Origin of the sequence: Methylobacterium indicum (genome assembly GCF_001043895.1) — a bacterium.
In the GTDB taxonomy this organism is placed as follows: Bacteria; Pseudomonadota; Alphaproteobacteria; order Rhizobiales; family Beijerinckiaceae; genus Methylobacterium; species Methylobacterium indicum.
Map to the genome: position 1 here is coordinate 1 of NZ_JTHF01000091.1, position 25,662 is coordinate 25,662.

The window sequence follows — 25,662 nt, forward strand, 5'->3', positions numbered from 1 at the left end:
CCGGCCTCGCCCTGGCGGGGACCGCGCTCCTCGCCGCCGGCGCCGTCGAGACCGGCCGCCGCGCCCGGGCGGCCGAACGGGCGACGCCGCCGGTCGGCCGTTTCGTCGAAGTCGGCGGCACCCGCCTCCACGTCCTCGAGCGCGGGCGCGGCCCGGCTCTGGTGCTGCTGCACGGCAACGGCAGCCTGATCCAGGATTGGCTCGTCAGCGGCCTGATCGATCGGGCGGCGGCCACCCACCGTGTCATCGCCTTCGATCGGCCGGGCTTCGGCCACAGCGAGCGGCCGCGCAGCCGGATCTGGACGCCGGCGATGCAGGCCGGGCTGATCCGCGGCGCGCTCCACAGCCTCGGGGTCGAGGCGGCGACGATCCTCGGCCATTCCTGGGGCACCCAGGTGGCGATCGCCCTCGCCCTGCAAGACCCGGCCCGCGTCCCGTCCCTGATCCTCGAATCCGGCTACTACTTCCCCTCGCCCCGGATCGACGGGCTCCTCTTCGCGCCCCAGAGCCTGCCGGGCCTCGGCGACCTGATCAGCCATACCGTCGCGCCGGTGACCGGACGCCTGCTCTGGCCGCGCATCCTGGCGCGCCTCTTCGGGCCGAGCCCGGTGCCGGAGCGCTTCGCCCGCGATTTCCCGGTCGACATGGTGCTGCGCCCCTCGCAGCTGCGCAGCGCCGCGGCCGAATCCGCCCTGATGGTGCCGGACGCCTTCGCGCTCCGACCGCATTACGGCGAGTTGCGCACGCCGGTGACGATCCTATCCGGCACCGGCGACCGCCTGGTCTCCCATGCCGGGCAGTCGGCCGCCCTGCACCAGCGGATCCCGGGCAGCCGCCTCGTCGCGGTGGAGGGCGCCGGCCACATGCTGCACCAGATCGCGCCCGACCGGGTGCTCGACGCCGTTTCGGCCGCATGACGGACGACGGATCGTCCCGCCGCGGCCGCGAGAATCGCAGCGTCGAGAATCACAAGCTGGGGCAGCGCCCGATTGCAAGCCGATCGGGCGCTGCTCTAGGAGGTGACTCGACGTCCGCCGGCCCCGGCCGGCTCCCTCCTGAGCGGTCCTTCCCGACGTGACGATCCTGAAACGTGCGCGGCGCCTCGCCGAGACGGGGCGGCAGTGGTTCGTGCCTCCCCCGGGCCCGGTGGCCTGGGGCCGGCTCTACAATTGCGGCGTCCTGGTCGCCCTGAACCCGGAGGCGGATGCCGACGCGGTCAGCCTCACCCTGGCCCAGGGCGGCGAGCGCGACCAGCCGCTTCCCGTCGACCGGACCTTCGTCGCGGACGGCGTCACCTACCTGCACGCCGCCCTCGACCCGGCGCTCATCGCCGGTACCGGCCGCCTGCGGCTGACGGTGACCGAGCCGGGCCGGGCCGAGCAGCAGCGGATCGCGGTCGGGCCGGGCCATCACACGATCCATCTCGACGGCATCTCGGGCGGCGTCCTCTCGGGCTGGGTCTCGTCCCTGTCCTCGGATCCGCTGCCGGCCGTGCACCTGATGGTCGACGGCCTGGAGGGCGAGCCCGTCCGTCCCGGCCTCTACCGGCCGGAATTGCGCTTCGGCGGCCGCGAGGGCGGCTGGAACGGCTTCCGCTTCACCCTGCCGGCCTGGGCCCTCGACGGACAGCCGCACACGATCGGCGTGCGGGCCGGCGACACGATCGCGACGCTCGGCGCCTACGCGCCGCACCTGCGCGCGAGCCTCTACATCGAGGCGCCGGACCGGGTCACCGGCTGGGTGTTCGACGAGGCCGGACCCGACCGGCCGACCGTGGTGCGGGCGGTGCGCAACGGCCAGGAGGTCGCACAGGTCGAGACGCATGCGCGCCCCGACCTCCTGGAGCTGTTCGGCCGCCACTCCGCCGCCTTCGCCTTCCCGCCCGGGGCGCTCAAGCCGGGCACCGATCTCGCGGTCGGTCCGATCGGCGCCGGCGAGGTCATCGGGCACCTGCGCGGCACGATCGAACTCGCCCGGGCCGAGGCCCGCGCCCTGCTGCTGCCGAACGATCCCTCGGCCACCCGCGAGGAGCGCCTCGCCGTCCATGACCGCCTCGTCGCGGCGATCCGTCCCGGCGGCGGCGCCCGCCTCGTCCTCGGCGAGATCGCCGCGCCGGAGCCGGATTCCCCGGAGGGCGCCCGCACGCCGCCCCCTGCCTGCGCGATCGTGCCGGTCTATAACGGGCTCTCCGACCTCAAGGCCTGCCTCGCCTCGCTGCTGCCGCAGCTGGCGCCGGGGCGGATGCGGGCCCTCGTGATCGACGACGCCTCGCCCGATCCGGCGGTGACGACCTACCTCGATGCCCTGGCGGCAGAGGCCCGTCCGGGCCTGACGGTGCTGCGCAACCGGGAGAATCTCGGCTTCATCGGCACGGTCAATGCCGGCTTCGCCCTCCTGGAGCCGGGCGAGGATTGCATCCTCGTCAATGCCGACACGGTGCTGGCGCCCCGGGCCCTGGAGAAGCTCGCCGCCGCCTGCCACCGACGGCCCGGCATCGCCAGCGCCACGCCCCTGTCGAACAACGCCACCATCCTGGGCTTCCCCGGGATGCCGGAGGCGCAGGGACCGCTCCTCGGCCTCCCGCCCGCCGCGATCGACGCGGCCCTCGAAGCGGCCTCGCCCGCGCCGGTCACGATCCCGACGGGAATCGGCTTCTGCCTCTACCTCAACCGGCAGGCCCTCGACGAGGTCGGGGCGTTCTCGCCCGAATGGGGCCGGGGCTATTGCGAAGAGGTCGATTGGTGCCTCAAGGCCCGCGACCTCGGCTGGATCCACGTCGCGGCCACCGATACCTATGTCGAGCACGAAGGCTCGGCGTCGTTCGGCAAGGGCGAGCGGCTGGCGATCCTGGAGCAAAACCACGCTCGCCTCGTCGCCCTCTACCCGGAATACCAGGACGAGGTCGATGCCTTCCTGGCCGCCGATCCGCTCGCGCCGCTGCGGCTCGCCGTCCTCGGGCAGCTCCTCACCGCGCGCCTGCGGCGCCTGACGCTCCATATCGGCCACGGCCTCGGCGGCGGGGCGACGCGCTACGTCGACCAGATCCGCGGCCTCGCCCGGGCCCCGGACCACGAGATCGGGTCCCTCGCCCCTGTGCGCGGGGGGCTGTCGCTCACCCTCGACACCGCGCGGGCGGCCGTGACCCTGGGGCCGGACCAGCTCGTCGGCCTTCTGGAGACGCTGGAGGAGGCCGGCGTCGCCGTCGACCTCCATCTCGACGCCCGCTTCGGCTACGAGTCGGCGTTCCTCGACCGGCTGGTCTCGGGCCGCTGGCCCTACGCGGTCACGCTGCACGACTTCCAGTGGTACTGCCCGAAGGTCCATCTGGTGGACGGGCGCAACGTCTATTGCGAGGAGCCTCCGGCCGATATCTGCCGCCACTGTACCGTGCAGGGAGTGACGCACGATTACGCCGACCAGAACGCCCTGATGGGCGGCGGCCTCGACGGCTGGCTGGCGACGAATGAGCGCATCCTGCGCGGGGCCCGGCGCCTGGTGGCCCCCTCCCACGACACCGCGGCGCGCTACGCCCGCCGCCTCGGGCTGACCGGCATCGCGGTGGTGCCCCATCCCGAAGCGGCCCCGGCCCGGACCGCCCCGCCGCCGCGCCGTCCGCGCACCGGCGCCGTGCGGGTCGCCGTCGTCGGCGCCCTCGGCAACCACAAGGGCTTCGAGCTCGTCGTGGCGCTCGCCGAACGCGCGGCCCGGGAGCGCCGGCCGATCGCCTTCACGGTGATCGGCTACGTCGCCGATCCGCGGCGGGTCGCCGGATTGTCCAACCTCACGGTGACCGGCGCCTACCGGCCCGACGACCTGCCGCGCCTGCTGGCCGAGGCCGATCCCGACTACGTCTTCCTGTCGAGCGTCTGGCCGGAGACCTATTCCTACGTCCTGTCGGAGGCCTGGGCGGCGGGCTACCCGGTCGTCGCCCTCGATATCGGCGCCCCGGCCGAGCGCATCCGCGCCGAGGGCGGCGGCCTGCTGCTGCCCTTCAGCCGCGACACCGCCGCCCTGCTCGACGCTCTCGTGGCGGCCCGCGGCCAGCTTACTGATGCCGTGATTCCGTCCCTCCCGGCCACCGCCCCGAGCCTCGCCGCCTACGAGGCGGCCATCGAGACGGCACTGCCGGAAGGCGCGGGACGCGCGTGACGGAGACGAGGACGGCGCGGCGTCCCCGCCGGTGCCGTCCTCGTCCTATCCATGGGGAAAGGGCGTGCCGCATCGAGGAGGCGCCGGTGACGCGCGCGAGGTCAGGCAGCTCCGCCGACGAGCGGCACCGTCTCTAGCACGCCGCCATCGAGCACCTGATCGTCATGGGCCCAGAGCAGCCACAGCGCCTCGACCGTCAGGCGCAGGACCGGCCGGTCCCACCAGCGCTCGATCATCCCGGCGAGGTGCGCGGCCTCCACCGGACCGAGATGGTCCGTCAGTGCGTGCAGGCCGACGAGGTAGAGGCCCGTCGGCGGCCGGCCCATGATCCGCTGGATCGCGGCCAGCATGTCCGCGCCGCCGCGGCACTCGGGATAGACCCGCAGGTAGAGGCGGCCGAGATTGACGTTTCCCGAAAATAGGCCGCGCAGCTCGACCGTGATCGGGCCGAGCGCCGCCAGGGCGGCCCGCTGCCCGGCGGAGAGCGACGGCGCGGCGTCGGGCCCGATCGCCAGGGAGCCGCACAGCGTGGCGTGCCGGCGCTCGGCGCGGCGGGCGGCGACATCCCAGGCGATCGTGTCGGCGAACGGGGCAGCGCGCAGTTCCCGCTCCAGCGCGACGAAGGCCGGGGCGGCGGCAAGCGACCCAGGCGGCACGGGCAGCACCAGCGAGACGACCCGGGGGTGGCGCCCGTATTTGTAATACCGGCCCTCCCGCGACGGGATCGCGTCCGGGTGGCCGGGCGCCACCAGGGGCAGGTGGGCCAGGCGGTAGGCCTCGTCGAGGACGAGGCCGTCGCCCGGCACGAAGACCGTCCGGCTGCGGCGATAGGCCAGTGCCTCGTCCGGGCAGAGGACGGGCCCGGCCGCCACCGGATCAGTCGTCCTTCTTGCGGGCGGACTTCACGGTCGGCTTCGCCGCCGGCTTGGTCTCGGCCTTCGGCGTGGGCTTCGCCGCCGGCTTCGCATCCTGTTTGGCGGACGGCTTCGCCGCGGCCTTGTGGCCCTTCGGATCGGCGATCACCGCGGTGGCCGGGCCGGTGGAGGCGAAGGCGGACGCGGCGGCGGGCGCCGCGCCCTTCTGGCGGGCGAGGAGCTTCGGCTGCGGCACGGTGGCGCCGGTCGCCGCGATGCTGCGGCTCGGGGCCGGCTTGTGCGGCACGGGCTTGGCAACCTTCACCCGCGCGGCCGGCTTGGCCGCGACGGGTTTGGCGGGCGCGGCCTCGTCGGTCGCCGCGATGGCGCTCTCGGCCGGGTCGCGGCCGGTCCAGACCAGCACGGGCTGGAGCGGCGCCCGCGGCGGCAGCGCGCGGTTGCGAAGCGCCGCGCTGTTCATGGTGGCGAAGGCGAGCGCCGAGGAGGGCGGCGCGCCGGCCGCCATCAGCTGGGCGTTCGCGTTGTCGGCATTGCCCCCGGCGGCGGCGGCGCTCGCCGTGAGGGCGGCCGAATCGGCGTCGGTCGGCATCGGCCGGCGCTTGTCGCAGATATAGGGCCGCATGTCCGGCGGCGCGGCGATGGACGAGGTCGGCAGTTCGACGAGGGTCTGGCCGCCGAAGCTGAATCCCGACTGGCCGAAACCGTAATCGAACAGGTCGGCGGCCTTCAGGTCGCGCTCGCGGGCGCTCGACTGCCCCATCACCACCGTGAGGATGCGCCGGCCGTTGCGGTTGGCGCTCGCCACCACGTTGAAGCCGCCCGCGCAGATGAAGCCGGTCTTCATCCCGTCGACGCCGGCGTAGCGGCCGAGCAGGCCGTTGTGGTTCGGCATCACGGCGCGGCCGAACTGGATCGCCGAGATCGAGAACAGGTCGCGGTTCTCGGGGAAATCACGGAGCAGCGCCCGGCCGAGGACCGCCATGTCCCGGGCCGAGGTCCATTGCCGGGCGTCGGGCAGGCCGTTGGGGTTGTACCAGTGGCTGTCGCGCATGCCGAGGCGCTGCGCGGTCTCGTTCATCTGGGCGGCGAAGCCGTCGATCGAGCCGCCGAGATTCTCGCCGATCGCCCAGGCGACGTCGTTGGCCGACTTCACCATGATGATCTTGAGGGCGTTGTCGAGGGTGAGCTGGGTGCCGGGCTTGAAGCCCATCTTGGAGGGCGGCTCGGCCGCGGCGGCCTCCGAGATGGTCAGCAGCTGGTCCATCGAGGCGCGGCCCTGGCGCACCATGTCGAGGGCGACGTAGGTCGTCATCAGCTTGGTGATCGAGGCCGGGTACCAGGGGTCGGTCGCGCCCTGGCTGTAGATCACCTTGCCGGAATCGACGTCCACGACCAGCATCGGCGCGGTGACCGCCCCTGCCGTTCCGGCAGCCAGAAGAGCACCGAGGCCGAGGAGGCGTCCGGCGAGGCGCGGCAGCAGCGCAGCGTTGAACATTCCGATGGGTTCCCGTCGTACCGGTGCCGCCCCGCGGCGCGTCCCGCGACCGTCCGGCCCCTTGGTCCAGGCCGTCCGGTCACGCCGCCCCGGGCACCGCACGGCGGACCGGTCGTGATTGTAGGGCAGCGGCGAAGCTTTTGACAGCGCCGCGCGATGGTCCCATGAACCCGACATCCATGGCGGGAGCATGGCGACGCGCCCCTCCCCCGGCCGCCCACAGGCTCGTCCACAGGCGGGCGACGCGCGCACCGGCCCTGCGCCCGGCGCCCTTGCGGGCGCGGGCCGCATCTGACACGGCAGGGCGTCATCGCGATTCACAAGGGAGCACCGCGCGACGCCGCAAGGCGGCGCCCGACGACCGCCATCATGAGCTACGCCGTCAAGGAGATCTTCCACACCCTCCAGGGCGAGGGCGCCCAGGCCGGGCGCGCCTCGGTGTTCTGCCGCTTTGCCGGCTGCAACCTGTGGAGCGGCCGCGAGGCCGACCGAGCGCAGGCGGTCTGCCGCTTCTGCGACACCGATTTCGTGGGCACCGACGGCCTCGGCGGCGGCCGCTTCCCCGACGCGGAGGCCCTGGCCGAGGCGATCGAGCGGACCTGGAACGGGGCCCGCGGCCGGCGCTACGTGGTGTTCACCGGCGGCGAGCCGCTGCTCCAGCTCGACGCGGCGCTCCTCGCGGCGGTGCACGCCCGCGGCTTCGAGGTCGCCGTCGAGACGAACGGCACGCAAGATGCCCCGGCGGGGATCGACTGGATCTGCGTCAGCCCCAAGGCCGGCGCCCCCTTGCGCCTCACGCGCGGCCACGAGCTGAAGCTCGTCTACCCGCAGGCCGAGCTCGACCCGGACACCCTCGCCGAGCTCGATTTCCGCCATCACTGGCTCCAGCCGATGGACGGGCCCGACCGGATCGCCAACACGCAGGCCGCGGTGGCCCATTGCCTGCGCGACGCCCGCTGGCGCCTGAGCCTGCAGACGCACAAGCTGATCGGCATTCCCTGACGCGGCGTCCGGTCGCGATCACGACAGGCTCCCCGGGGAGGCGCCGAAGGCGGGTTCGCCCGCCGGGGCATCGGTGCTAAGGGGCGGCCCACAGCAACCCACAGCCAGATTCCGATGAAGATCACCCAAGCCTTCACGTTCGAGGCGGCCCACCGCCTGCCGACCGTGCCCGCGACCCACCGCTGCGCCCGGATGCACGGCCATTCCTACCGGGTCGAACTGACGCTCGACGGGCCGGTCGATCCGCAGACCGGATGGGTGGTCGACTTCTACGACGTCGAGCACGCCTTCCGTCCGGTGCTCGAGCGCCTCGACCACCATTGCCTGAACGAGGTCCCGGGCCTCGAAGTCCCCACCGCCGAGCATATCGCGATGTGGATCTGGGAGCAGACCCGTCCGGCCATGCCGCTGCTCGCCCTGGTCAAGGTGTTCGAGACGCCGATGTGCTGGGCGGAATATTCGGGCGCGTGAGCGCCGGATGACCGGGACGGATCCCGGGACGTCGTCCGAGGAGGGCGCGCTCGCGCGTCGCCTCGCGGCGGTCGTCCGGGCCGATCCGGACCTGATGCGGCTCCTCGCGGCCGCCCGGTCCCTCGCCCTGCCGCAATGGCGCCTCGTCGCCGGCTGCCTCTACCAGACGGTCTGGAACAGCCTGACCGGGCGGCCGCGCGGCCACGGGATCCGCGACTACGACCTGATCTACTTCGATCCCGATCTCTCCTGGGAGGCCGAGGACGCCGTGTTGCGCCGCGCCGCCCCGGTCCTCGCGGGCTGCCCCGGCCCGGTCGAGATCCGCAACCAGGCCCGGGTCCATCTCTGGTTCGAGGCCCGGTTCGGCAGCCCCTACCCTCCCCTGCCGAACGCCGACGCGGCGCTCGCGCGCTACGCGGCCGTCGTCCACGCGGTCGGGGTGCGGCTCGACCCCGACGACCGCCTCGACATCGCCGCGCCCTTCGGCCTCGCCGACCTGTTCGGGCTGGTCCTGCGACCCAACCCGGCGATCCCGAATGCCGGCACCTACGCCCTGAAGGCCGAGCGGGCGCGGGCGCTCTGGCCTGAGATCGCGGTACTGCCCTGGCCTGGAGCGGACGACACCGCCGTCAAGTGCGCGGGAGACACGGCGACGGTTTCCAACGGGCTGTCCCCCGGGCCCTCCCCGTTCTCGACAACCTGTTGAGCCCGCAGGGATCTTTCGGGCATCGCACGATCGCTTCAAGGAAACGGTCACGATTCCAGCATCTTGCCGCCGGACAGGCTGTGGATCGGGTGGGGGTGGCTGCGCGGTGTAACGATCGGTTCACCCTGCGGGCGATCGTTCCTGTTGCGAAGCGTCACCAGGACAGCCTAGTTTTTGGTCCATGCCCGCCCTTCGCGCGGGTCTCGTCCCGCTCTGAGATGATCGACAGGACCGGCTTCCGGGCACGACGCGCCCGGGCGTCCCGTTCGGCTGCCGCCAACCTTCGGCTCGGCCTCGCGGAATTCAGGGTCTCCGGTCCTTTAAGAGAAACGAGACCAGTTGTTGATAGACCGGGGTGAACCACGGGAAAAAGGCACGGGAGCCGTTGACTTCCGCCGCCTTCGACCCGGCCGCCGGGCCCCTCGTCCGGGGTTGCGGCAAGCGTATCTGCGTACGGACCGAGAAGCGGGCAGCCGCCGACGGGCCGAGAAGGGACCAGTCATGCGTGTGGACGGCAGCTTGGCGGAAGGAGTCGGCTCCGGCCGTGGCGGCAACGGCGAGACCGCGGCGGCCGACATTTCGGGAGCCTGGCAGCGGGTGAAGCGCCGGCTGCGGGCGGAACTCGGCGAGGACGTGTTCGCGAGCTGGTTCGCCCGGCTCGAGCTGCAGGAGGTGTCCGGCGGCGTCGCCCGCCTCACCGTGCCGACCCGGTTCCTGAAGAGCTGGATCGAGTCGCACTACATCGACCGGGTGCTCGCCACCTTCCGCAGCGAGGCCGACGGCATCGAGAGCCTCGAGGTCGGGGTACGCGGCGCGATGGCCCCGGCCCGTCCGGGGGCCGCCGCGGCGGCCAAGCCCGCCCCGGCCCCGCGCCCGGCGGCCTCCGCCGGCCCGGCGAACGACCTGCCCGAGCCCGAGCGCCTCGCCCGGGGCCCCGCCCCCGAGGGCGATCTCGGCGGCGCACCGCTCGATGCGCGCCTGACCTTCGAGAGCTTCGTGGTCGGCCGCTCGAACGCGCTCGCGCACGCCGCCGCCGAGCGGGTCGCCCGCCACGACGGCGGTCCGGCCCTCTACAACCCGCTCTACTTCCATGCCGGCGTGGGCCTGGGGAAGACCCACCTCCTGCACGGCATCGGCCACGCGGTGAAGAATGCCGGCCGGCGGGTGATCTACCTCACCGCCGACCGCTTCATGTACGGCTTCGTCAACGCGCTGAAGACCCAGAGCGCGCTGGCCTTCAAGGAGAAGCTGCGGGCGATCGACGTCCTGATCCTCGACGACGTGCAGTTCATCCAGGGCCGCTCGATCCAGGCCGAGTTCGGCCACACGCTCAACGCCCTCATCGATGCCGGGCGCCAGGTGGTGGTGGCGGCCGACCGGCCGCCGACGGAGCTGGAAGCCCTCGACGAGCGGGTCCGCTCGCGCCTCGCCGGCGGTCTCGTGGTCGAGATCGGCACGCTCGACGAGGCCCTGCGCGCCTCGATCCTGCAATCGCGCCTCGAAGCCGTGCGCGCCTCGCACCCGGCCTTCGAGGTCGGTCCCGCGGTCGCCGAATACGTGGCCAAGGCGATCACCGCCAACGGCCGCGACCTCGAAGGCGCGGTCAACCGGCTGCTCGCCCACGCCACGCTGACCGGGGCGCCGGTCACCCTCGACACCGCCGAGACGGCGATCCGCGACCTCGTGAAGAACCGCGAGCCGAAGCGGGTCAAGATCGAGGACATCCAGAAGCTGGTGGCGAGCCGCTACAACGTCTCGCGCTCCGACATCCTCTCCGAGCGCCGCACCGCCGCGGTGGTCAAGCCGCGCCAGATCGCCATGTACCTCTCGAAGGTGCTGACGCTCCGCTCCCTGCCGGAGATCGGCCGGCGCTTCGGAGGGCGCGACCACACCACGGTCCTGCACGCGGTGCGCAAGATCGAGAAGGCGATCGGCGAGGATACGGCGCTCTGCGACGAGGTCGAGCTCCTGAAGCGGATGCTCCAGGATTGAGGCGCCGGAATCGATAACCCTGCGCCACGCCCGCGGGGGAGGCTCGTGGATGAGCCTCCCCCGCCGGCTTGCGTTCGGGGAGCGCCTTCGCCAAAGTTCCGCTCCCGTGCCTGCACGGGGCAACGAGTGCGGTTGCCGGCCTTGAACGGTCGGTCGTTCGAGACACGGATCACCCTGATGAAAGTCACCGTCGAGCGCGCGGCCCTTCTTCGGTCGCTCGGCCACGTGCACCGCGTCGTGGAGCGGCGCAACACGATTCCGATCCTGTCGAACGTGCTGCTGCGCTCCGGGCCGGACGGCCTCCAGCTCAAGGCCACCGACCTCGACATCGAGGTGACCGAGACGATCCCCGCCGACGTGGTCGACGGCGGCGCCATCACGGTGCCGGCCCACGTCATCTACGACATCGTCCGGAAACTGCCCGACGGCGCCCAGGTCTCGCTCGAGACCAGCGGCGAGACCGGCCAGATGCTGATCCGCTCGGGCCGCTCGCGCTTCACCCTCGGCGCCCTGCCGGAGGCCGATTTCCCCGACCTCGCCGCCGGCGAGCTGCCGCATTCCTTCGAGCTCCCGGCCGCCGACCTCAAGCGCCTGATCGACAAGACCCAGTTCGCGATCTCCACCGAGGAGACGCGCTACTACCTCAACGGCATCTTCTTCCACACCATCGACGCCGAGGGCTCGCTCAAGCTGCGGGCGGTCGCCACCGACGGCCACCGCCTCGCTCGCGTCCAGATGGAGGCGCCGGAGGGCAGCGGCGGCATGCCGGGCATCATCGTGCCGCGCAAGGCCGTGGCCGAGATCCAGAAGCTCGTCGAGGATGGCGGCGAGACCGTCGGCGTCGAGATCTCGTCGGCCAAGGTGCGGTTCAGCTTCTCGTCCGGCGTCACCCTGATCTCGAAGCTGATCGACGGCACCTTCCCGGATTACGCCCGCGTCATTCCGACCGGCAACGACAAGCGCCTGACGGTCGAGCGCGACCAGTTCGCCAAGGCGGTCGACCGCGTCTCCACCATCTCGTCCGAGCGCGGCCGCGCGGTGAAGCTCGCCATGACCGACGGGCGCCTGTCGCTCTCGGTCAACAACCCGGATTCGGGCTCGGCGACCGAGGAGCTGGACGTCGATTACGAGTCCGGCCCACTCGATATCGGCTTCAACGCCCGCTACCTCCTCGACATCACGGCCCAGCTCGACGGCGACACGGCGCTCTTCCGCCTCGCCGATCCGGGCTCGCCGACGGTGATCCAGGACCGCGAGGGCGCGCCGGCGCTCTACGTGCTGATGCCGATGCGGGTGTGAGGGCGGCGCGCCTCGCCGTCCCGATCCGGCTCCGGAACGGGCGATCACATCGACAACACTCCGTGTCATCCCGGGGCTCGGCGCAGCCGAGAACCCGGGATCCATAACCGCTGACGATGCAGGATGATGCGGAACGCGGTCCGCCTTATTCTTCAACGTCAGCGTTTATGGATCCCGGGTTCCGCTGCGCGGCCCCGGGATGACGCGGAGGATTTCAGTTCGGTCGGTCGACTCACAACAGGCTTTCAGCTCCCGCTACGAGACGCCGCATCGCGGTGCGTAACACTCGCGAGATCGCCGGCCCTCCCGACGACCTGTGATATGGCCCGGGGATGACCGAGCCCGATCCCTTGCGCGTCACCCGTCTGATCGCCCGCGACTTCCGCAACCACGCCGATCTCGACCTCGCGGTCGGGCGCCGTTTCGTCGCGCTGGTGGGGGAGAACGGGGCCGGCAAGACCAACATCCTGGAGGCGCTGTCGCTGTTCGCCCCCGGCCGGGGCCTGCGCCGGGCGGATTTTTCCGGGATGGCGCGCGAAGGCGGGGCCGGCGGCTTCGCGGTGTCGCTGACGCTGGAGGGGCCGAACGGCGACCACCGCATCGGCACCGCCTGGGAGCCGCCGCGGGGTCGCGAGGAGCGCGGCGGCCGGCTCTGCCGCATCGACGGGGCCACCGCGCCCTCCCCCACGGCCTTCGCCGAGCAGGTGCGGGTGGTCTGGCTCACCCCCGATCTCGACGCCCTGTTCCGCGGGCCGGCCGGCGACCGGCGCCGCTTCCTCGACCGGCTGGTGCTCGCCGTCGATGCCGGTCACGGCGCCCGGGTCAACGCGATGGAACGGGCGCTCCGCTCGCGCAACCGTCTGCTGGAGGAGCGGCCCGACGACGGCCCCTGGCTCGACGCCGTCGAACGCGAGGTGGCGGAACTCGCCGTCGCGGTGGCGCTCGCCCGCCGCGAGACCGTGGAACGGCTCGACAGCCTGATCCTGTCCACCCGCGACGAAGCCTCGCCCTTCCCCTGGGCCGGGGTTCGGCTCGAGGGCGACATCGACGACCTCGTGGCGGTCTGGCCGGCGGTCGATGCCGAGGACCGCTACCGCGCGACCCTGCGCCAGAACCGGTTTCGCGACCGCGCCGCCGGCCGGACGCTCGCCGGCCCCCAGGCCTCCGACCTCGTGGTCCGCCACGGCCCCAAGGACGTGCCTGCCGCCACCGCCTCGACCGGCGAGCAGAAGGCCCTGCTGATCGGCCTCGTGCTGGCGCATGCCCGTCTCGTCACCGGGATGAGCGGGCTCAGCCCCCTGGTCCTCCTCGACGAGGTCGCGGCCCATCTCGATCCCCGCCGCCGCGCCGGCCTGTTCGACGCGCTGGAGGCCCTGCCGGGCCAGGTCTGGATGACCGGGGCCGATCCGGTGCTGTTCGGGGAGCTGGGCGGACGGGCGGATATGGTGCAGGTGGCGGAGGGCAGCATCCGAGCTTGAGACCCCGGAACGTCGCACAACTCCAAGCTCAATCGCCGCTCAACTCGTCGTAGAACGCCTTATCGGCCTTCAGGCCGGTGCGCGGAAACGACGCGATATAATCCTGGATCGGCTTGATGCGCGCCCAGAACTCGGCGAGCGACTGTTCGCGCCGTTGCGATTCATCCGCCGAGGCCATACCAAACTCCTCGGTCTTTTTCCCAGCTTCGACCTTGCCGGGTCCCGCCGTCGATGCCAGCGTCTGGACGGACCGGTCCCTATCCTCATTGCGATGATCGTGCGTCATGGTGGCGTCCCGCATCGGCGATGAATACCTATCGTCGGCGAGGGAGCGTCCACAAGCCGCCCCGGTGCCGCCCGCCCGCAACGAGCCCGTAGAACCCCCATGACAGACCGCCTCGACGAGGCCCGCGCCGCCCTTCGCAAAACCTTCGGCTACGAGGATTTCCGTCCCGGCCAGGCCGAGGTGATCGGCGCCGTGCTCGACGGGCGCGACGTCTTCGCGGTGATGCCGACGGGCTCGGGCAAGTCGATGACCTACCAGCTTCCCGCCCTGGTGGAGGAATCGCTGACCGTCGTCGTCTCGCCCCTGATCGCGCTGATGCACGACCAGGTGAAGCAGATGGAGGCCTTCGGCGTCGCGGCCGGCACCCTCAACTCGTCGGTGTCGGAATCGAGCGCCCGCGAGACTTGGCGCGGCATCCGCCAGGGCAGCTTGCGCCTGCTCTTCGTCTCGCCCGAGCGGCTGCTGATGGAGGGCTTGATCGAGGCCTTGCAGGGGGCCGGAGTCCGGCGGCTCGCCGTCGACGAAGCGCATTGCGTCTCGCAATGGGGCCACGACTTCCGGCCCGAATACCGCGACCTCGCCCGCGCCCGCGAGGCGCTCGGCGACGTGCAGACCGTGGCGCTCACCGCCACCGCCGATGCGGCGACCCGGGCCGACATCTCCGAGCGGCTGTTTCCCCGCGGCCGCAAGCCCGAACTGTTCGTCCACTCCTTCGACAGGCCGAACATCCGCCTGACCTTCGCGCCGAAGGAGCACCCGACGCGCCAGCTCTCGCGGTTCCTGCGCCCGCGCAAGGCCGAGAGCGGCATCATCTACTGCTCGTCCCGCAAGCGCACCGAGCAGATCGCCGAGATCCTGCAACAGGACGGCTTCAACGCGCTCGCCTACCATGCCGGCCTCGAACAGACCGTGCGAATGCGCAACCAGGACACCTTCCTCCAGGAGGACGGCGTCGTGGTGGTGGCGACCATCGCCTTCGGCATGGGCATCAACAAGCCGGACGTGCGCTACGTCTGCCACGCCGACATGCCCTCGACGATCGAGAGCTACTACCAGGAGATCGGCCGCGCCGGCCGCGACGGGCTGCCGGCCGACACGCTGACCCTCTACGGCCTCGACGACATGGCTTTGCGCCGCCGCCAGATCGACGAGAAGGAGGTGCCCGACGACCGCCGCCGGGTCGAGCACCGCAAGCTCGAGGCGATGATCGCGCTCTGCGAGGGCGCGACCTGCCGGCGCCAGTCGCTGCTCGGCTATTTCGGCGAGCAGAGCGAGCCCTGCGGCCGCTGCGACCTGTGCCGCGGCGGCGTCTCGCTGATCGACGGCACGGTGGCGGCGCAGAAGGTTCTTTCCGCGGTGGTGCGCACCGGCCAGCGCTTCGGCGCGGCCTATATCTGCGACCTCGTCCACGGCAAGGAGAGCGAGCAGATCCGCCGCAACGGCCACGTCCAGCTCAAGACCTTCGGGGTCGGGTCCGACAAGCCGGTGGCGGCCTGGCGGGCGATCCTGCGCCAGCTCTTCGCCGCGGGCGCTGTTGCCGAGAACGGCGACGGCTATGGCGGCCTGTCGCTGACCGACAAGGGCGAGGCGATCCTGTTCGGCCGCGAGCCGGTGCAATTGCGCCCCGATCCCGAGCCGAAAGCCCCGAAGGAGCGCCGCCGCGGGTCCGCCGCCGACCGCGACGACAGCCTCGGCCTGTCGGAGGCCGACGAGGCGCTGTTCCAGCACCTGCGGGGCCTGCGCGCGACGCTCGCCCGCCAGGAGGGTGTGGCTGCCTACATGATCTTTCCCGATCGCACCCTGATCGAAATGGCGCGCGCGAAGCCCGTCGACCTCTGGGCCCTGCGCTCGGTCCACGGGGTGGGCGAGCGCAAGCGCGATGCCTATGGGCAGCCCTTCGTGGAGGCGGTGGCGGAGTTCCTGGCGGATGCGGCCAAGCGGGCGGGGTGAGCGGGGTTTTTCACGGAAAACCCCTCAGGCCACGTTTCCGTGCATCCCATCAATCCGACAGGGTTTGTCACATATCCTCTACGGCCGAGGTCGATGCGCTTGGCGTTTGGCGGCTCCTCCTCTCTGCAAACACATGTTTTCCGTACAGCCGAGCCCGATTGGCGGAACGGGTGCATGGGGCGGTGTGCGGACCTCTCCGGCTCAGCCAAAGGTGGCCAACAGTCAGAGCGGCGCAGGCCGTTCATGAACGAGTTTGACGGTGTTCACGCGCGCTCATCCTTCGGCGAACTGAGAACTATGTAGGACACCAGGGCACGGACTTGATCGAGGGTCCCAAGCACGTCAGTGTGGAAGGCTTTATAAGCCTGGATGTCGGCAACTTCGACGCGTAGCAGATATTCAACCGTGCCGGTTACGTTGTGGCACTCCCTCACTTCCGGTGCGGCGCGCATCACCCGTTCAAATGCCGTTTGCGCCGCCTTCGTGTGATTGTCGAGCGCTACCGTGATGTACGACGTGAAGCCTACGCCAAGAACATTGCGATCGAGGACGGCGCGATAGCCCTTGATAACGCCCGCTCGTTCGAGGTCGCGGACCCGGCGCAGGCAAGCGGACGGCGAAAGGCCGACGCGACTTGCCAGCGTCAGGTTGTTCATGCGTCCGTCCTGTTCCAGCGCTTGCAATATTTTTTCGTCGATGTGGTCAATGTCAGCCATAAGTTGCGATTTTATAGATGCACGCGCTGCAATTTGCAATTTCAGAGCCCGCCAAGCAGTGCATGATTGCGCAATGACCCCGGAACAGACCCTCGCCCTTGCGGCATTCGCTTTCGTCACCTCGATCACGCCGGGGCCGAACAACCTCATGCTGATGGCGTCGGGCGCGACGTTCGGTGTGCGTCGCACCGTCCCTCACGCACTTGGGGTGGCGCTTGGCTTCGCGCTCATGGTGCTGCTCGTTGGGAGCGGGCTCGTTGGTCTGTTCGCGGCTGCGCCTTGGCTCGATACGGTGTTGAAGGCGGCCAGCGTCGCATACATGGTCTTTCTCGCGTGGAAGATCGCCACGGCCCCGCCTCCCGAGGAGGCGGTTCAGACCCGGCGACCGATGACCTTCCTCGCGGCTTCTGCCTTCCAGTGGATCAACCCAAAAGCTTGGACCATGGCGCTCACTGCCGCAACGGTATATGCGCCAGGTCAATCCTTGGTAGGACTGGTGGCTGTCGCCTTGGTATTTGGTATCGTCAACTTTCCTTCAGTTAGTGTCTGGGTTGTGCTCGGGCAACAGATGCGCCGTCTGCTGACTGATACTCGACGGATGAGGATGTTCAACCTGTTCATGGCGACGCTTCTGGTCGCGTCCCTCTACCCGGTACTCTTCCACTAAAAGGGCGCTCGGCGCGACGTCTCTGTAGGTGGGAACCTGCCGCTGTCAGGCGGTCAGCGTTCGGGTCGGAACCAGCCCGATGAGGCGGCTGTCAGGGTCGAGTCAGCATGCCTAATCGGCCATCTCGGGTGTACGGAAAACACTTGTTTTCCGTACGGCCGAACCTGTCGGACGGGATGACCGTAAGGGCTAGAAAGCGGACGGCGTCGGAGATACCCTCGGACGCCGGTACAGGACCTGCGCTCATGAACGACACTTCGTGGATCGACGCAGCAGGTGCAGCCATGTGGGCGCTAGTTGAACGTTATACGGGACACGTCAGCTACAAGAGGGGTGCCAAGGCGAGTGGGCTGCATGAAGACCCGCCGGTTATAGACTGCTCGGGTTGGACTGGTCTGCTCTTGTCGGCCGGTATGGCTGCGGCAAACCGCGAAGCCGGACGCTTGCTTTTTACCGATGAGGATGCGGCAGCCGTTCACACTTGGTCGGACCGTTTAATCGAGAATTTGGAGCGTCGCTCAGGCGCTATCCTGTCGGGGGACCGGATCACCGCCGCCGAACTGCCGCCATACGCGACCATTGGCTTGCAGCAAGGCGGAGGCGCGTGGGCGACAAACCATCCCCGCCCCCGTGGCATTACGCACGTTGTTCAGGTCGTTCACCGGCCCGGAGATCAGGACCGATACGTGTCGGAAGCTCAAGCCATGAGCCAGCCGAATGGACTTCGATTGATCCCTCTGGCTGAATGGATTGAGCGATCACACGATTACCTGAAGCCTGATGTCGCATGGGCGGTAGCCCCGTTCACAAGATGACACGCGGAATTAACTCACGGGGTGGAAATCTGACCGCTGCAGTGCAAGGGTGAGGTATTCTTCATCCTCTCCCCGCACGCTGGATCATCATCGGCAATAGTGGCTCGGGCAAGAGCACGCTAGCCGAGCGCTTAGGGAAGGCCCGGCATCTGCTGGTCTACGACCTCGATCTGGTTCACTGGTACCCTGACGGACGCAAGCGCGACGAAACGAATGCTAAGGCTCGCATCGCGGAGATCGCGGCAACCGACACTTGGGTCATGGAGGGCGTCTACGGCTGGCTCGCTGAGGTTGCCCTGGTGCGTGCAACCCTGCTGATCTGGCTCGATCTTTCGTGGGACGAGTGCCGGAACGGCTTACTCGCGCGTGGCCTGCGGCGCGGCATGACCCTGAACGATCAGAAGGATTTGCTGGCCTGGGCGGAGGATTATTGGGTCCGGACCACTTCGTCGTCGGTCACGGGCCACGAACGCCTCTATCGGGCGTTCATGGCGACAAAGCGCGTCTGCGCACGCGCGACGACGTGGCTGCGTTCATGCCCCCGTAGCCCCGCGACCGCTTAGGGGCGCCAGCAGACCGATGAAGCTCTCATCGGCGTCGGATATCAGCCAACCTGCCCGACAGGCCATCTTGAATGTCGGAAAACACCTGTTTTTCGTACGTCCGAGCGTGAAATGCGAAATGGACTTAGGGGAGAAGCAGCCGCTCACGTACTCGAGTTGATCGGGGTAGAGCCGGGGGCGTCAAGATGGTCCGGTTGCCATCGCTCGCCGCTCCCGAAAATCCCTTAAGGTCGCGCTCAATCGCTCCCGCAACGCCGCCTCCGACAACGGCGCGGTCACGACGAGGCTCGCCACCACCTCCGGATGCTTCATCCGCTGCTTCGGCGTCCGGGCATGGTTCGCCACCCGCAATTGCCCCGCGGCACCGGGCAGGCCGAAGTAAAAACTCTCGCCCCGCGTCCCCTGCCCGATCTCCGAAAAACCCTCCGCCAGCAGAAGCGCCCGGGCGCGGTCGATCGCTGCCGCCGGGGTCACGGCCGCCAGCCCGCCTCGTCCTCCTCGTCGCCGTCGTCGGTCTCGCGATACGGCCCATCCGTCGCCTCGGCGCCGCGATAGCCGGTGGCCAGCACGTAGAGCTCGCTCGAATCGGCCCGGCTCGCCGCCGGCTTGACGTGGCGCACGTTCGAAAAATCGCGCTTCAGGTCGGTGAGCAGGCCGCCCTCGGTGCCACCCTGGAGCACCTTGGCGAGGTAGAGGCCGCCCGGCGCCAGGATCTCGCGGGCGAAGGCCAGGGCCGTCTCGGCCAGCCCCATGATGCGCAGGTGGTCGGTCTTCTTATGGCCGGTGGCGTTGGCGGCCATGTCGGACATCACGACGTCCGCCGGCCCGCCCAGCATCTCGGTGAGAAGCCCGGGCGCGGTCGGATCGAGGAAGTCGAGGGTGACGAAGTCGACGCCCGGCATCGGCTCGATCTCGAGGAGATCGATACCGACCACCCGGCCCCGCGGCGCGGGCGCACCCGGATGGCTGCCGACCTTGGCGGCGGCCACCTGCGACCAGCCGCCCGGCGCCGCGCCGAGATCGACCACCCGCTGGCCGGGCTTCAGCAGCCGGAAGCGCTCGTCGATCTCGAGAAGCTTGAAGGCCGCCCGCGAGCGGTAGCCCTCGCGCTTGGCGCGGGCCACGTAGGGGTCGTTGAGCTGGCGTTCGAGCCAGAGCTTGGAGGAGACCGTGCGCCCGCGCCCGGTCTTGACCCGCTGCTTCAGGTCGCCCCGCAGGCCGCCGCCGCGACGATCGCTCATATCCTGTGACCTTCGATGATCGAAAAAAATCGTTCTAGAGCATTTTTCGACGAAGTGGATACCGGTTCGTCGGAGAAAATGCGGCAAAATCAAACACCTAGAGCGCTTCGCGATCGCGGAGCGATCGTGAGGCACTCTCGGTCAATGACGCTCCGGGCCCGCATGTGCAAGCCCGGAGGTCGTCAGCTCGGCCGCCCTCCCCGGCGCCAGACGCCGTCCTCGCGCATCATGTTCATGAGCAGGCCCTCGCGCAGGCCGCGATCGGCGATGCGCAGGCGCTCGGACGGGAAGGCGCGGCGGATCGCCTCCAGGATCGCGCAGCCGGCCAGCACCAGGTCTGCCCGGTCGCGGCCGATACACGGGTTCTGCGCCCGGTCCGACAGCCGGGTCGAGAGCAGGCCGTCGATGGCATCGGTGACCTCGCGGTCGCGCATCCACAAGCCGTCGATCCGGCGCCGGTCGTAGCGCGGCAGGCGCAGGTGGGTGGCGGCGAGCGTCGTGACGGTGCCGGAGGTGCCGAGCAGGTGGAAGTTCGGCGCATGCGCCGCAGCACCCGCGATCAGCGCGAACTTGGTCAGCCGGTCGGCGACCTCCTCGACCATGCCCTCGAAGACCGGGCGGGTCACGTCGGCCCCGCCATAGCGCTCGGCCAGGGTGACGACGCCGACGGGGAGCGAATCCCAGGCGCGGATGCGCAGGGTCGGATCGGCGCTGCGGGCGAGCGCGGCCGAGCCGTCGAGCCAGACGATCTCGGTCGAGCCGCCGCCGATATCGAAGATCACCACCGATTCGGCGTGCCGGTCGGCGAGCGCCGCGCAGCCGGTGACCGCGAGATAGGCCTCGGTGCGGCGGTCCACCACCTCGAGGTCGAGGCCGACCTCGCGATGGACCCGGTCGACGAAGGCCGGCCCGTTGACGGCGAGGCGGCAGGCCTCGGTGGCGATGGATTTCGAGCGCACCACCCCACGGCTGCGCATCTTGCCCAGACAGACCCCGAGCGCGTCGACGGTACGCTCCACGGCGTCGTCGCTGAGCCGGTCGGTGGTGCCCAATCCCTCGCCGAGGCGCACGATGCGCGAGAACGCATCGATCACCCGGAACCCGTAGGGCGCCGGCTCGGCGATCAGGAGCCGGCAGTTGTTGGTGCCGAGATCGAGCGCCGCATAGGCGCGCCGCTCCGGGCGACGTGGGGGATCATCCCCCGCCGGGTCCGGCGGAGGTGCGGTCGCACGCGCTGTCTCGGCATACTCCGCGGCGCGCGCCGGCACGGAGACGGCCGTCTCATCCCTCATCGGCGATGCCGATATCCTTCACGACCGTCCCTGACGGGGCGGCTTAAGCCCATCACATGATGGAAGCTTACGTGGCTCCGGGCTGAACGCAAAGCAGCGATCGTGCCGCGCGGGACCTCATCCCACCGGCGAGATCACGAGGCGCACGAACGCATTGCGGTCAATCGACCGCGGTGCCCGTCAGCTCGGCCTTCGTGAAGCGCTGCTGCTCCTCCATCACCAGCCCGCCGAGTTCGCGCTTCAACGCGTTGAACTCGGCCGAGGCGGTGTCGCGGGGGCGGGCGAGCGGCACGATCAGGTCGCGCTTCATCCGGCCCGGACGGTAGGTGAGCACGACGATGCGGTCGGCGAGGTAGATCGCCTCCTCGATCGAGTGGGTCACGAACACGATGGTCTTGCGGTACTCGGCCCAGATCCGCAGCAGCTCGTCCTGGAGGGTGCGCCGGGTCAGGGCGTCGAGGGCGCCGAAGGGCTCGTCCATCAGCATCACCGGCGGGTCGAGGGCCAGGATGCGGGCGATGGCGACGCGCTGGCGCATGCCGCCCGAGAGATCCTTGGGAAAGCGCCCGAGGAAGTCCGAGAGGCCGAGCGTGCCGGCGATGCGGGCGACGACCGTATCGGCTTCCGACCGGGCGACGCCCTTGATGTCGAGGCCGAAGCGGATGTTCTGCTCGACCGTCATCCACGGGAACAGGGCGTATTCCTGAAAAACCATGCCCCGGTCCGGGCCCGGATCGACGACCGGGCGGCCGTTCATCCGGATCGACCCACCGGTGAGGGGCGAGAACCCCGCGATGGCGTTGAGCAGGGTGGACTTGCCGCAGCCGGAGGGCCCGAGCAGGCAGACGAACTGCCCACCGGGGATCGACGCGGAGACGCCGTCGAGCGCCACCACGGCACCCTCCCCGGTACCGAAGACCTTCGAGGCGTCGTCGATGGCGATCTCGGCGGCGCCCGGAGCGGGACGGGCGGCGGGCTCGGTGCGGCGGAGCGCGGCCGTCGCGGTCTTTGCTTGCGCGGTCATGGTCAGCGCTCCAGGCCGCGATGCCAGCGCAGCAGGTGGTCGTTGAGGCGCGACATCGCGCCGTCGATGACGAGGCCCAGGATACCGATCGTCAGCATGCCGCCGATGATCTTGTCCGACCACATGTATTCCCGCGCTTCCAGGATCCGGTAGCCGAGGCCGTCCGAGACCGCGATCATCTCGGCGACGATCACCACGATGAAGGCGGTGCCGATGCCGATGCGCATGCCGGCGAGCACGAAGGGGCTCGCCGCCGGCAGGATCACCCGCCGGAACATCGTCCAGGAATTGGCGCCGAGGTTGCGCGCCGCCCGGATGTAGATCGAATCGACCTGCCGCACCCCCGCCACCGTGTTGACGAGGACCGGGAAGAAGGTGCCGAGCGCGATCAGGAACAGGGCCGGCGGGTTGCCGAGACCGAACCACACGATGGCGAGCGGAATGTAGGCGATCGGCGGGATCGGCCGCAGGATCTGCAGCAGGGGATTGACGAGGCCGTAGAGCCGGTCGCTCGTGCCCATCAGCAAGCCGACCGGCAGGGCGAGGCCGACGCCGATGGCAAAGCCCGCGATGACGCGGCCCAGGCTCGCCACCGCGTCGTGCGGCAGCTCGCCGGAGAACAGCCAGGCGGTGTAGCTCTGGGTCGCGGGGTCGTAGGGCAGGGCCGGAACGAGGCTCGCGAACCAGCGCGAGGCCACCGCGCTCGGCGGCGGCAGCACCACGGCGGAGAAGAGGCCGGCCCGGCTGGCGGCCTCCCACAGGATCAGGAGCCCGACCGGCAACAGGGCGCCGCGGAAGGCGGAAAGACGATTCACGATGACGGCTCAGTTCGTCTTGGTATTGGTCTTGGCGCCGAGCTCGGCCTTTGCCTTCTCGAGCAGGTCGAGCTTGACCCACTCGGCGTCGCCCTTGGGCGGATTCATCATCTTACCGAGCCCATACTTGTGCATCAGGTCGGCCGTGATCTGCATGTGGCCGGCGGGCATGTCGTAGGTGTAGTCCGCGTTCTCCATCGAATCACGAAAATCCTTGCTGCTGAGCTGGCCCTTGAACACCGTTTCGCGGACGTATTTCTCGGCAAGTTCCGGCTTCTCGATGAAGGTCTTGGTCGCCTCGACGAACAGCTTGAGCACCCGGGCGGCGATTTCGGGCTTCTCGGTATACATCTTCTCGGTCATGACCAGCGGGCGGTAGGGCACGCCGACCGGGGTATCGTAGGGCTTGACGATCTCGTAGCCCCAGCCGTTCGAGATGGCTTGCGTCGATTGCGGCTCGCTCTGGCAGATCACGTCGACGTACTTTTGCGCCAGAGCCTGGTTCAGGTCGGCATAGTTGTTGAAGTAGACGAGCTGCACGTCCTTGCCCGGCCGCTCCGACCAGGTCAGGCCGTTCTTCTCCAGCTCGGCCAGCAGCATCAGGTCCTGGGTGCCGCCGCGCACCACCGCGACCTTCTTGCCCTTCACGTCGGCGAGCGTCTTGGCGCCGAGATCGGGCCGACCGAGGATGCGCACGCCGCCATTGGCGAAGCCCGCCACCACCAGGAGCTTCACGCCGTTGCCGCGCGCCGCCACCGCGCCGTCGGCGCCCGAGGCCGCGATGTCGATCTGGTCGACCGCCATCGCCGGATAGATGTCGGCGCCCTTGGCGAACTGCTTCTCGTCGATCTTCAGGTTATATTTGCCGGCGATCTCCTTCATGTAGGAGATCGCACCGTAATGGGCGAATTTCAGGTTGCCGAGGCGCACGACGTCCTGGGCGGCGGCCGGGCCGGAGATGGCCGCCAGAGCGGCGGCGATGGCGGCGAGGCGCATGAGCATGGTTCACTCCCTGTCCGTCCGGTCGCTCGCGACGCCGGTTCGGTTTGGACAGGGATATTGGACAAAGGTCGAGCGGCCCGAAAGCCGGATTACGCTGTCAGAGGTAAGACTTTAGACTCGCGGATTAAATGTGCGGCTCGACCGGCTCTGTCCTGTCGCGATCGCCTCAGAGCATGCCCTTGACCGCCGCCGCGGCGGCGAGACGGGGCTGGGGCCGCAGCAGGCTCTTGACCTGCGAGAACGGGCGCGGCCGGTTGATCACCTCGTCGAGGCGCGACCACAGGGTCTTGGGCGAGAACGGCTTGGCGATGATCTCGTTGACGCCGAGATTGATCGCCCGATCGACGACATTGCGGCGCGGCTGGGCCAGCATCAGGATGATCGGTACGGTCGGCGCCGGCGAGGTCGCGGGCGTGCGGGCAAGGCGAATGAATTCCTCACCCGACAGAATCGCCAAATCCCAGTCGAGCACGACGAGGTCGGGCTTGCTCTCGGCGAGCACGCCCAGCGCCTCGGCGCCGTCCGGCGCCTCCAGAAGGCGTTTGATCCCCACGCGCATCAGCATGTCGCGGACGATGCGGCGGATATAGAGACTCTCGTCGACCACGAGGGCCGAGAGGTCCGGGAAGGTCGGAGTGGCGATCATCGCGGGCTTCGTCTCGAATCTTGCCAGAGATTGAACGAGCAGCCCTACGGTTTCGCTAATCGACGTGGTTAATTGTTGGTGACCGCGACGGCAAAGCGGCGGCAAGCCACTCTCGCCGCCACGATCCACCAACCCACGAGGCCCGATGTCCACCAGCCTGCTTTTTCGCGACGACGCCTATCTGCGCGAGGCCGATGCGCGTGTCCTGACCGCCGACGGGAATGGCGTGATCGTCGACCGGACCCCGTTCTACGCGCAGGGTGGCGGCCAGCCGGGCGATCGCGGCCGAATCGTGCGGGAGGACGGCAGCGCAGTGACGGTTCTCGATACCGTGTACGGCGCCGACAAGAGCACGGTGCTGCACAGGACAGCGCCGGGCGAGACGCTGCCGCAGCCGGGAGAGACCGTCCGCCTCATCCTCGACTGGCCGCTGCGACATGCCCGCATGCGCGTGCATACCGCCCTGCACCTGCTCTCGGTCGCCCTCCCCTACCCGGTGACCGGCGGATCGATCGGGGATGGCGAGGGTCGGCTCGACTTCGACATCCCGGATGCCGGGCTCGACAAGGAGCTCGTGACGGCGCGATTGCGGGAGATGATCGCGCAGGATGCCGCGGTGACGACGCGGTGGATCAGCGACGAGGAGCTGCTGGCCAATCCGGGCCTCGTGAAGACGATGTCGGTGAAGCCGCCGATGGGCAGCGGGCGCGTGCGACTGGTGGCGATCGACGGCCTCGACCTCCAGCCCTGCGGCGGCACCCATGTCGCGCGGACGGGCGAGATCGGCACCGCGACGGTCACGGCGATCGAGAAGAAGGGCAAGCAGAACCGGCGCGTGCGGGTCACCCTGTCCTGAACGCCAAGAAGCCCGCCGGCTGTCGCCGGCGGGCTTCTTGGTATGGTTGGTTGCGGGGACAGGATTTGAACCTGTGACCTTCAGGTTATGAGCCTGACGAGCTACCGGGCTGCTCCACCCCGCGCCAAGGCGCGATCTGCATCGTGAGTGAGGGATTGTGACGTGCTTGGCAGGTCTGGCGGTGACCGACTCTCCCGTGTCTTGAGACACAGTACCATGGGCGCTGGGGCGGTTAACGGCCGAGTTCGAGATGGGATCGGGTTCTGATCACCCCGCTCTGACCACCAGACCGGCCAAGCACGTCGTTCGGCAAGCATGTCTT

24 protein-coding genes, 1 tRNA gene and 1 rRNA gene are annotated in these 25,662 nt (G+C 69.7%); 13 read left to right on the plus strand and 13 right to left on the minus strand.

From position 1 onward, the window contains the following. Both QR78_RS11170 and QR78_RS11175 read left to right on the plus strand, forming a co-directional pair. Positions 1 to 917: alpha/beta fold hydrolase (locus QR78_RS11170; protein ID WP_048427595.1), on the plus strand; the 917-nt coding region annotated here is incomplete at its 5' end. 157 nt (positions 918 to 1,074) lie between these two features. After that, on the plus strand, positions 1,075 to 4,149 hold the full coding sequence (locus tag QR78_RS11175; RefSeq protein ID WP_048427596.1) for a glycosyltransferase: 3,075 nt from the start codon (positions 1,075 to 1,077) through the stop codon (positions 4,147 to 4,149). A gap of 101 nt (positions 4,150 to 4,250) precedes the next feature. On the opposite strand, the gene QR78_RS11180 is transcribed toward QR78_RS11175, so the two are convergent. Further along, entirely contained in the window at positions 4,251 to 5,021 is a 771-nt protein-coding gene (locus tag QR78_RS11180) for a hypothetical protein (RefSeq protein ID WP_048427597.1), read from the minus strand. 4 nt (positions 5,022 to 5,025) lie between these two features. Beyond that, entirely contained in the window at positions 5,026 to 6,519 is a 1,494-nt protein-coding gene (locus tag QR78_RS11185) for a D-alanyl-D-alanine carboxypeptidase family protein (RefSeq protein ID WP_179945930.1), read from the minus strand. Positions 6,520 to 6,888: 369 nt separating this feature from the next. On the opposite strand from QR78_RS11185, the gene queE reads away from it, so the two are divergent. The 6 genes from queE (at position 6,889) to recF (ending at position 13,467) form a co-directional block, all read left to right on the plus strand. Next, the gene (gene queE / locus QR78_RS11190) at positions 6,889 to 7,521 is read left to right on the plus strand and encodes a 7-carboxy-7-deazaguanine synthase (protein ID WP_048427598.1); all 633 of its coding nucleotides are present in this window, start codon (positions 6,889 to 6,891) and stop codon (positions 7,519 to 7,521) included. 114 nt (positions 7,522 to 7,635) lie between these two features. Continuing rightward, the gene (gene queD / locus QR78_RS11195) at positions 7,636 to 7,992 is read left to right on the plus strand and encodes a 6-carboxytetrahydropterin synthase QueD (RefSeq protein ID WP_048427599.1); all 357 of its coding nucleotides are present in this window, start codon (positions 7,636 to 7,638) and stop codon (positions 7,990 to 7,992) included. 7 nt (positions 7,993 to 7,999) lie between these two features. Then, positions 8,000 to 8,698, plus strand: coding sequence for a nucleotidyltransferase family protein (locus tag QR78_RS11200; RefSeq protein ID WP_082172014.1), 699 nt, complete (start codon positions 8,000 to 8,002; stop codon positions 8,696 to 8,698). A gap of 501 nt (positions 8,699 to 9,199) precedes the next feature. Next, positions 9,200 to 10,690 carry a chromosomal replication initiator protein DnaA gene (gene dnaA, locus QR78_RS11205; protein WP_048427600.1) on the plus strand — a complete coding sequence of 497 codons (1,491 nt, stop codon included), beginning with the start codon at positions 9,200 to 9,202 and terminating at the stop codon, positions 10,688 to 10,690. Between the two features lie 177 nt (positions 10,691 to 10,867). Beyond that, entirely contained in the window at positions 10,868 to 11,989 is a 1,122-nt protein-coding gene (gene dnaN / locus QR78_RS11210) for a DNA polymerase III subunit beta (RefSeq protein WP_048427601.1), read from the plus strand. Between the two features lie 332 nt (positions 11,990 to 12,321). Then, positions 12,322 to 13,467, plus strand: coding sequence for a DNA replication/repair protein RecF (gene recF / locus QR78_RS11215; protein ID WP_048427602.1), 1,146 nt, complete (start codon positions 12,322 to 12,324; stop codon positions 13,465 to 13,467). A gap of 28 nt (positions 13,468 to 13,495) precedes the next feature. Here recF and QR78_RS32690 read toward each other — a convergent pair whose 3' ends face one another. Continuing rightward, positions 13,496 to 13,753 (minus strand): hypothetical protein, encoded by a 258-nt coding sequence (locus QR78_RS32690; RefSeq protein ID WP_048427615.1) that lies wholly within the window; start codon positions 13,751 to 13,753, stop codon positions 13,496 to 13,498. Between the two features lie 99 nt (positions 13,754 to 13,852). Here QR78_RS32690 and recQ point away from each other — a divergent pair, with 99 nt between their 5' ends. Continuing rightward, positions 13,853 to 15,703: a DNA helicase RecQ gene (gene recQ, locus QR78_RS11225; protein ID WP_048427603.1), complete on the plus strand. Its 1,851-nt coding sequence runs from the start codon at positions 13,853 to 13,855 to the stop codon at positions 15,701 to 15,703. A 263-nt stretch (positions 15,704 to 15,966) separates the two neighbouring features. Here the strand turns inward: recQ and QR78_RS11230 are convergent, their stop codons facing one another. Beyond that, positions 15,967 to 16,419: an Lrp/AsnC family transcriptional regulator gene (locus tag QR78_RS11230; RefSeq protein ID WP_048427604.1), complete on the minus strand. Its 453-nt coding sequence runs from the start codon at positions 16,417 to 16,419 to the stop codon at positions 15,967 to 15,969. A gap of 73 nt (positions 16,420 to 16,492) precedes the next feature. Between QR78_RS11230 and QR78_RS11235 the strand changes: the two genes are divergently transcribed. The 3 genes from QR78_RS11235 (at position 16,493) to QR78_RS31885 (ending at position 18,464) form a co-directional block, all read left to right on the plus strand. Then, positions 16,493 to 17,086 (plus strand): LysE family translocator, encoded by a 594-nt coding sequence (locus tag QR78_RS11235; RefSeq protein ID WP_048427605.1) that lies wholly within the window; start codon positions 16,493 to 16,495, stop codon positions 17,084 to 17,086. Positions 17,087 to 17,331: 245 nt separating this feature from the next. Next, positions 17,332 to 17,901 carry a hypothetical protein gene (locus tag QR78_RS34060; protein ID WP_125901240.1) on the plus strand — a complete coding sequence of 190 codons (570 nt, stop codon included), beginning with the start codon at positions 17,332 to 17,334 and terminating at the stop codon, positions 17,899 to 17,901. Between the two features lie 260 nt (positions 17,902 to 18,161). Continuing rightward, positions 18,162 to 18,464, plus strand: a complete 303-nt coding sequence (locus QR78_RS31885) for a hypothetical protein (RefSeq protein WP_053220878.1) — start codon at positions 18,162 to 18,164, stop codon at positions 18,462 to 18,464. Between the two features lie 180 nt (positions 18,465 to 18,644). On the opposite strand, the gene QR78_RS11245 is transcribed toward QR78_RS31885, so the two are convergent. From QR78_RS11245 to QR78_RS11275, 7 genes are all read right to left on the minus strand, one after another. Further along, on the minus strand, positions 18,645 to 18,938 hold the full coding sequence (locus QR78_RS11245) for a hypothetical protein (RefSeq protein WP_244276538.1): 294 nt from the start codon (positions 18,936 to 18,938) through the stop codon (positions 18,645 to 18,647). Then, positions 18,935 to 19,705 (minus strand): RlmE family RNA methyltransferase, encoded by a 771-nt coding sequence (locus tag QR78_RS11250; RefSeq protein ID WP_048427607.1) that lies wholly within the window; start codon positions 19,703 to 19,705, stop codon positions 18,935 to 18,937. Before QR78_RS11250 ends, QR78_RS11245 begins: the two co-directional genes overlap by 4 nt. Positions 19,706 to 19,887: 182 nt before the next feature. Continuing rightward, a complete protein-coding gene (locus QR78_RS11255; protein WP_048427608.1) occupies positions 19,888 to 20,997 on the minus strand; it encodes a Ppx/GppA phosphatase family protein in 1,110 nt (369 codons plus the stop codon). A gap of 160 nt (positions 20,998 to 21,157) precedes the next feature. Further along, on the minus strand, positions 21,158 to 22,021 hold the full coding sequence (locus QR78_RS11260; RefSeq protein WP_082172015.1) for an ABC transporter ATP-binding protein: 864 nt from the start codon (positions 22,019 to 22,021) through the stop codon (positions 21,158 to 21,160). Between the two features lie 2 nt (positions 22,022 to 22,023). Further along, the gene (locus QR78_RS11265) at positions 22,024 to 22,806 is read right to left on the minus strand and encodes an ABC transporter permease (protein WP_420865474.1); all 783 of its coding nucleotides are present in this window, start codon (positions 22,804 to 22,806) and stop codon (positions 22,024 to 22,026) included. 39 nt (positions 22,807 to 22,845) lie between these two features. Next, entirely contained in the window at positions 22,846 to 23,838 is a 993-nt protein-coding gene (locus QR78_RS11270) for an ABC transporter substrate-binding protein (protein WP_048427610.1), read from the minus strand. A gap of 166 nt (positions 23,839 to 24,004) precedes the next feature. After that, entirely contained in the window at positions 24,005 to 24,484 is a 480-nt protein-coding gene (locus QR78_RS11275; RefSeq protein WP_048427611.1) for a response regulator, read from the minus strand. 145 nt (positions 24,485 to 24,629) lie between these two features. Between QR78_RS11275 and QR78_RS11280 the strand changes: the two genes are divergently transcribed. Then, positions 24,630 to 25,340: an alanyl-tRNA editing protein gene (locus QR78_RS11280; protein ID WP_048427612.1), complete on the plus strand. Its 711-nt coding sequence runs from the start codon at positions 24,630 to 24,632 to the stop codon at positions 25,338 to 25,340. A 47-nt stretch (positions 25,341 to 25,387) separates the two neighbouring features. On the opposite strand, the gene QR78_RS11285 is transcribed toward QR78_RS11280, so the two are convergent. Next, positions 25,388 to 25,464, minus strand: a tRNA-Met gene (locus tag QR78_RS11285). Between the two features lie 49 nt (positions 25,465 to 25,513). Beyond that, positions 25,514 to 25,629 (minus strand): 5S ribosomal RNA (gene rrf, locus QR78_RS11290). Between the last annotated feature and the right edge of the window lie 33 nt (positions 25,630 to 25,662).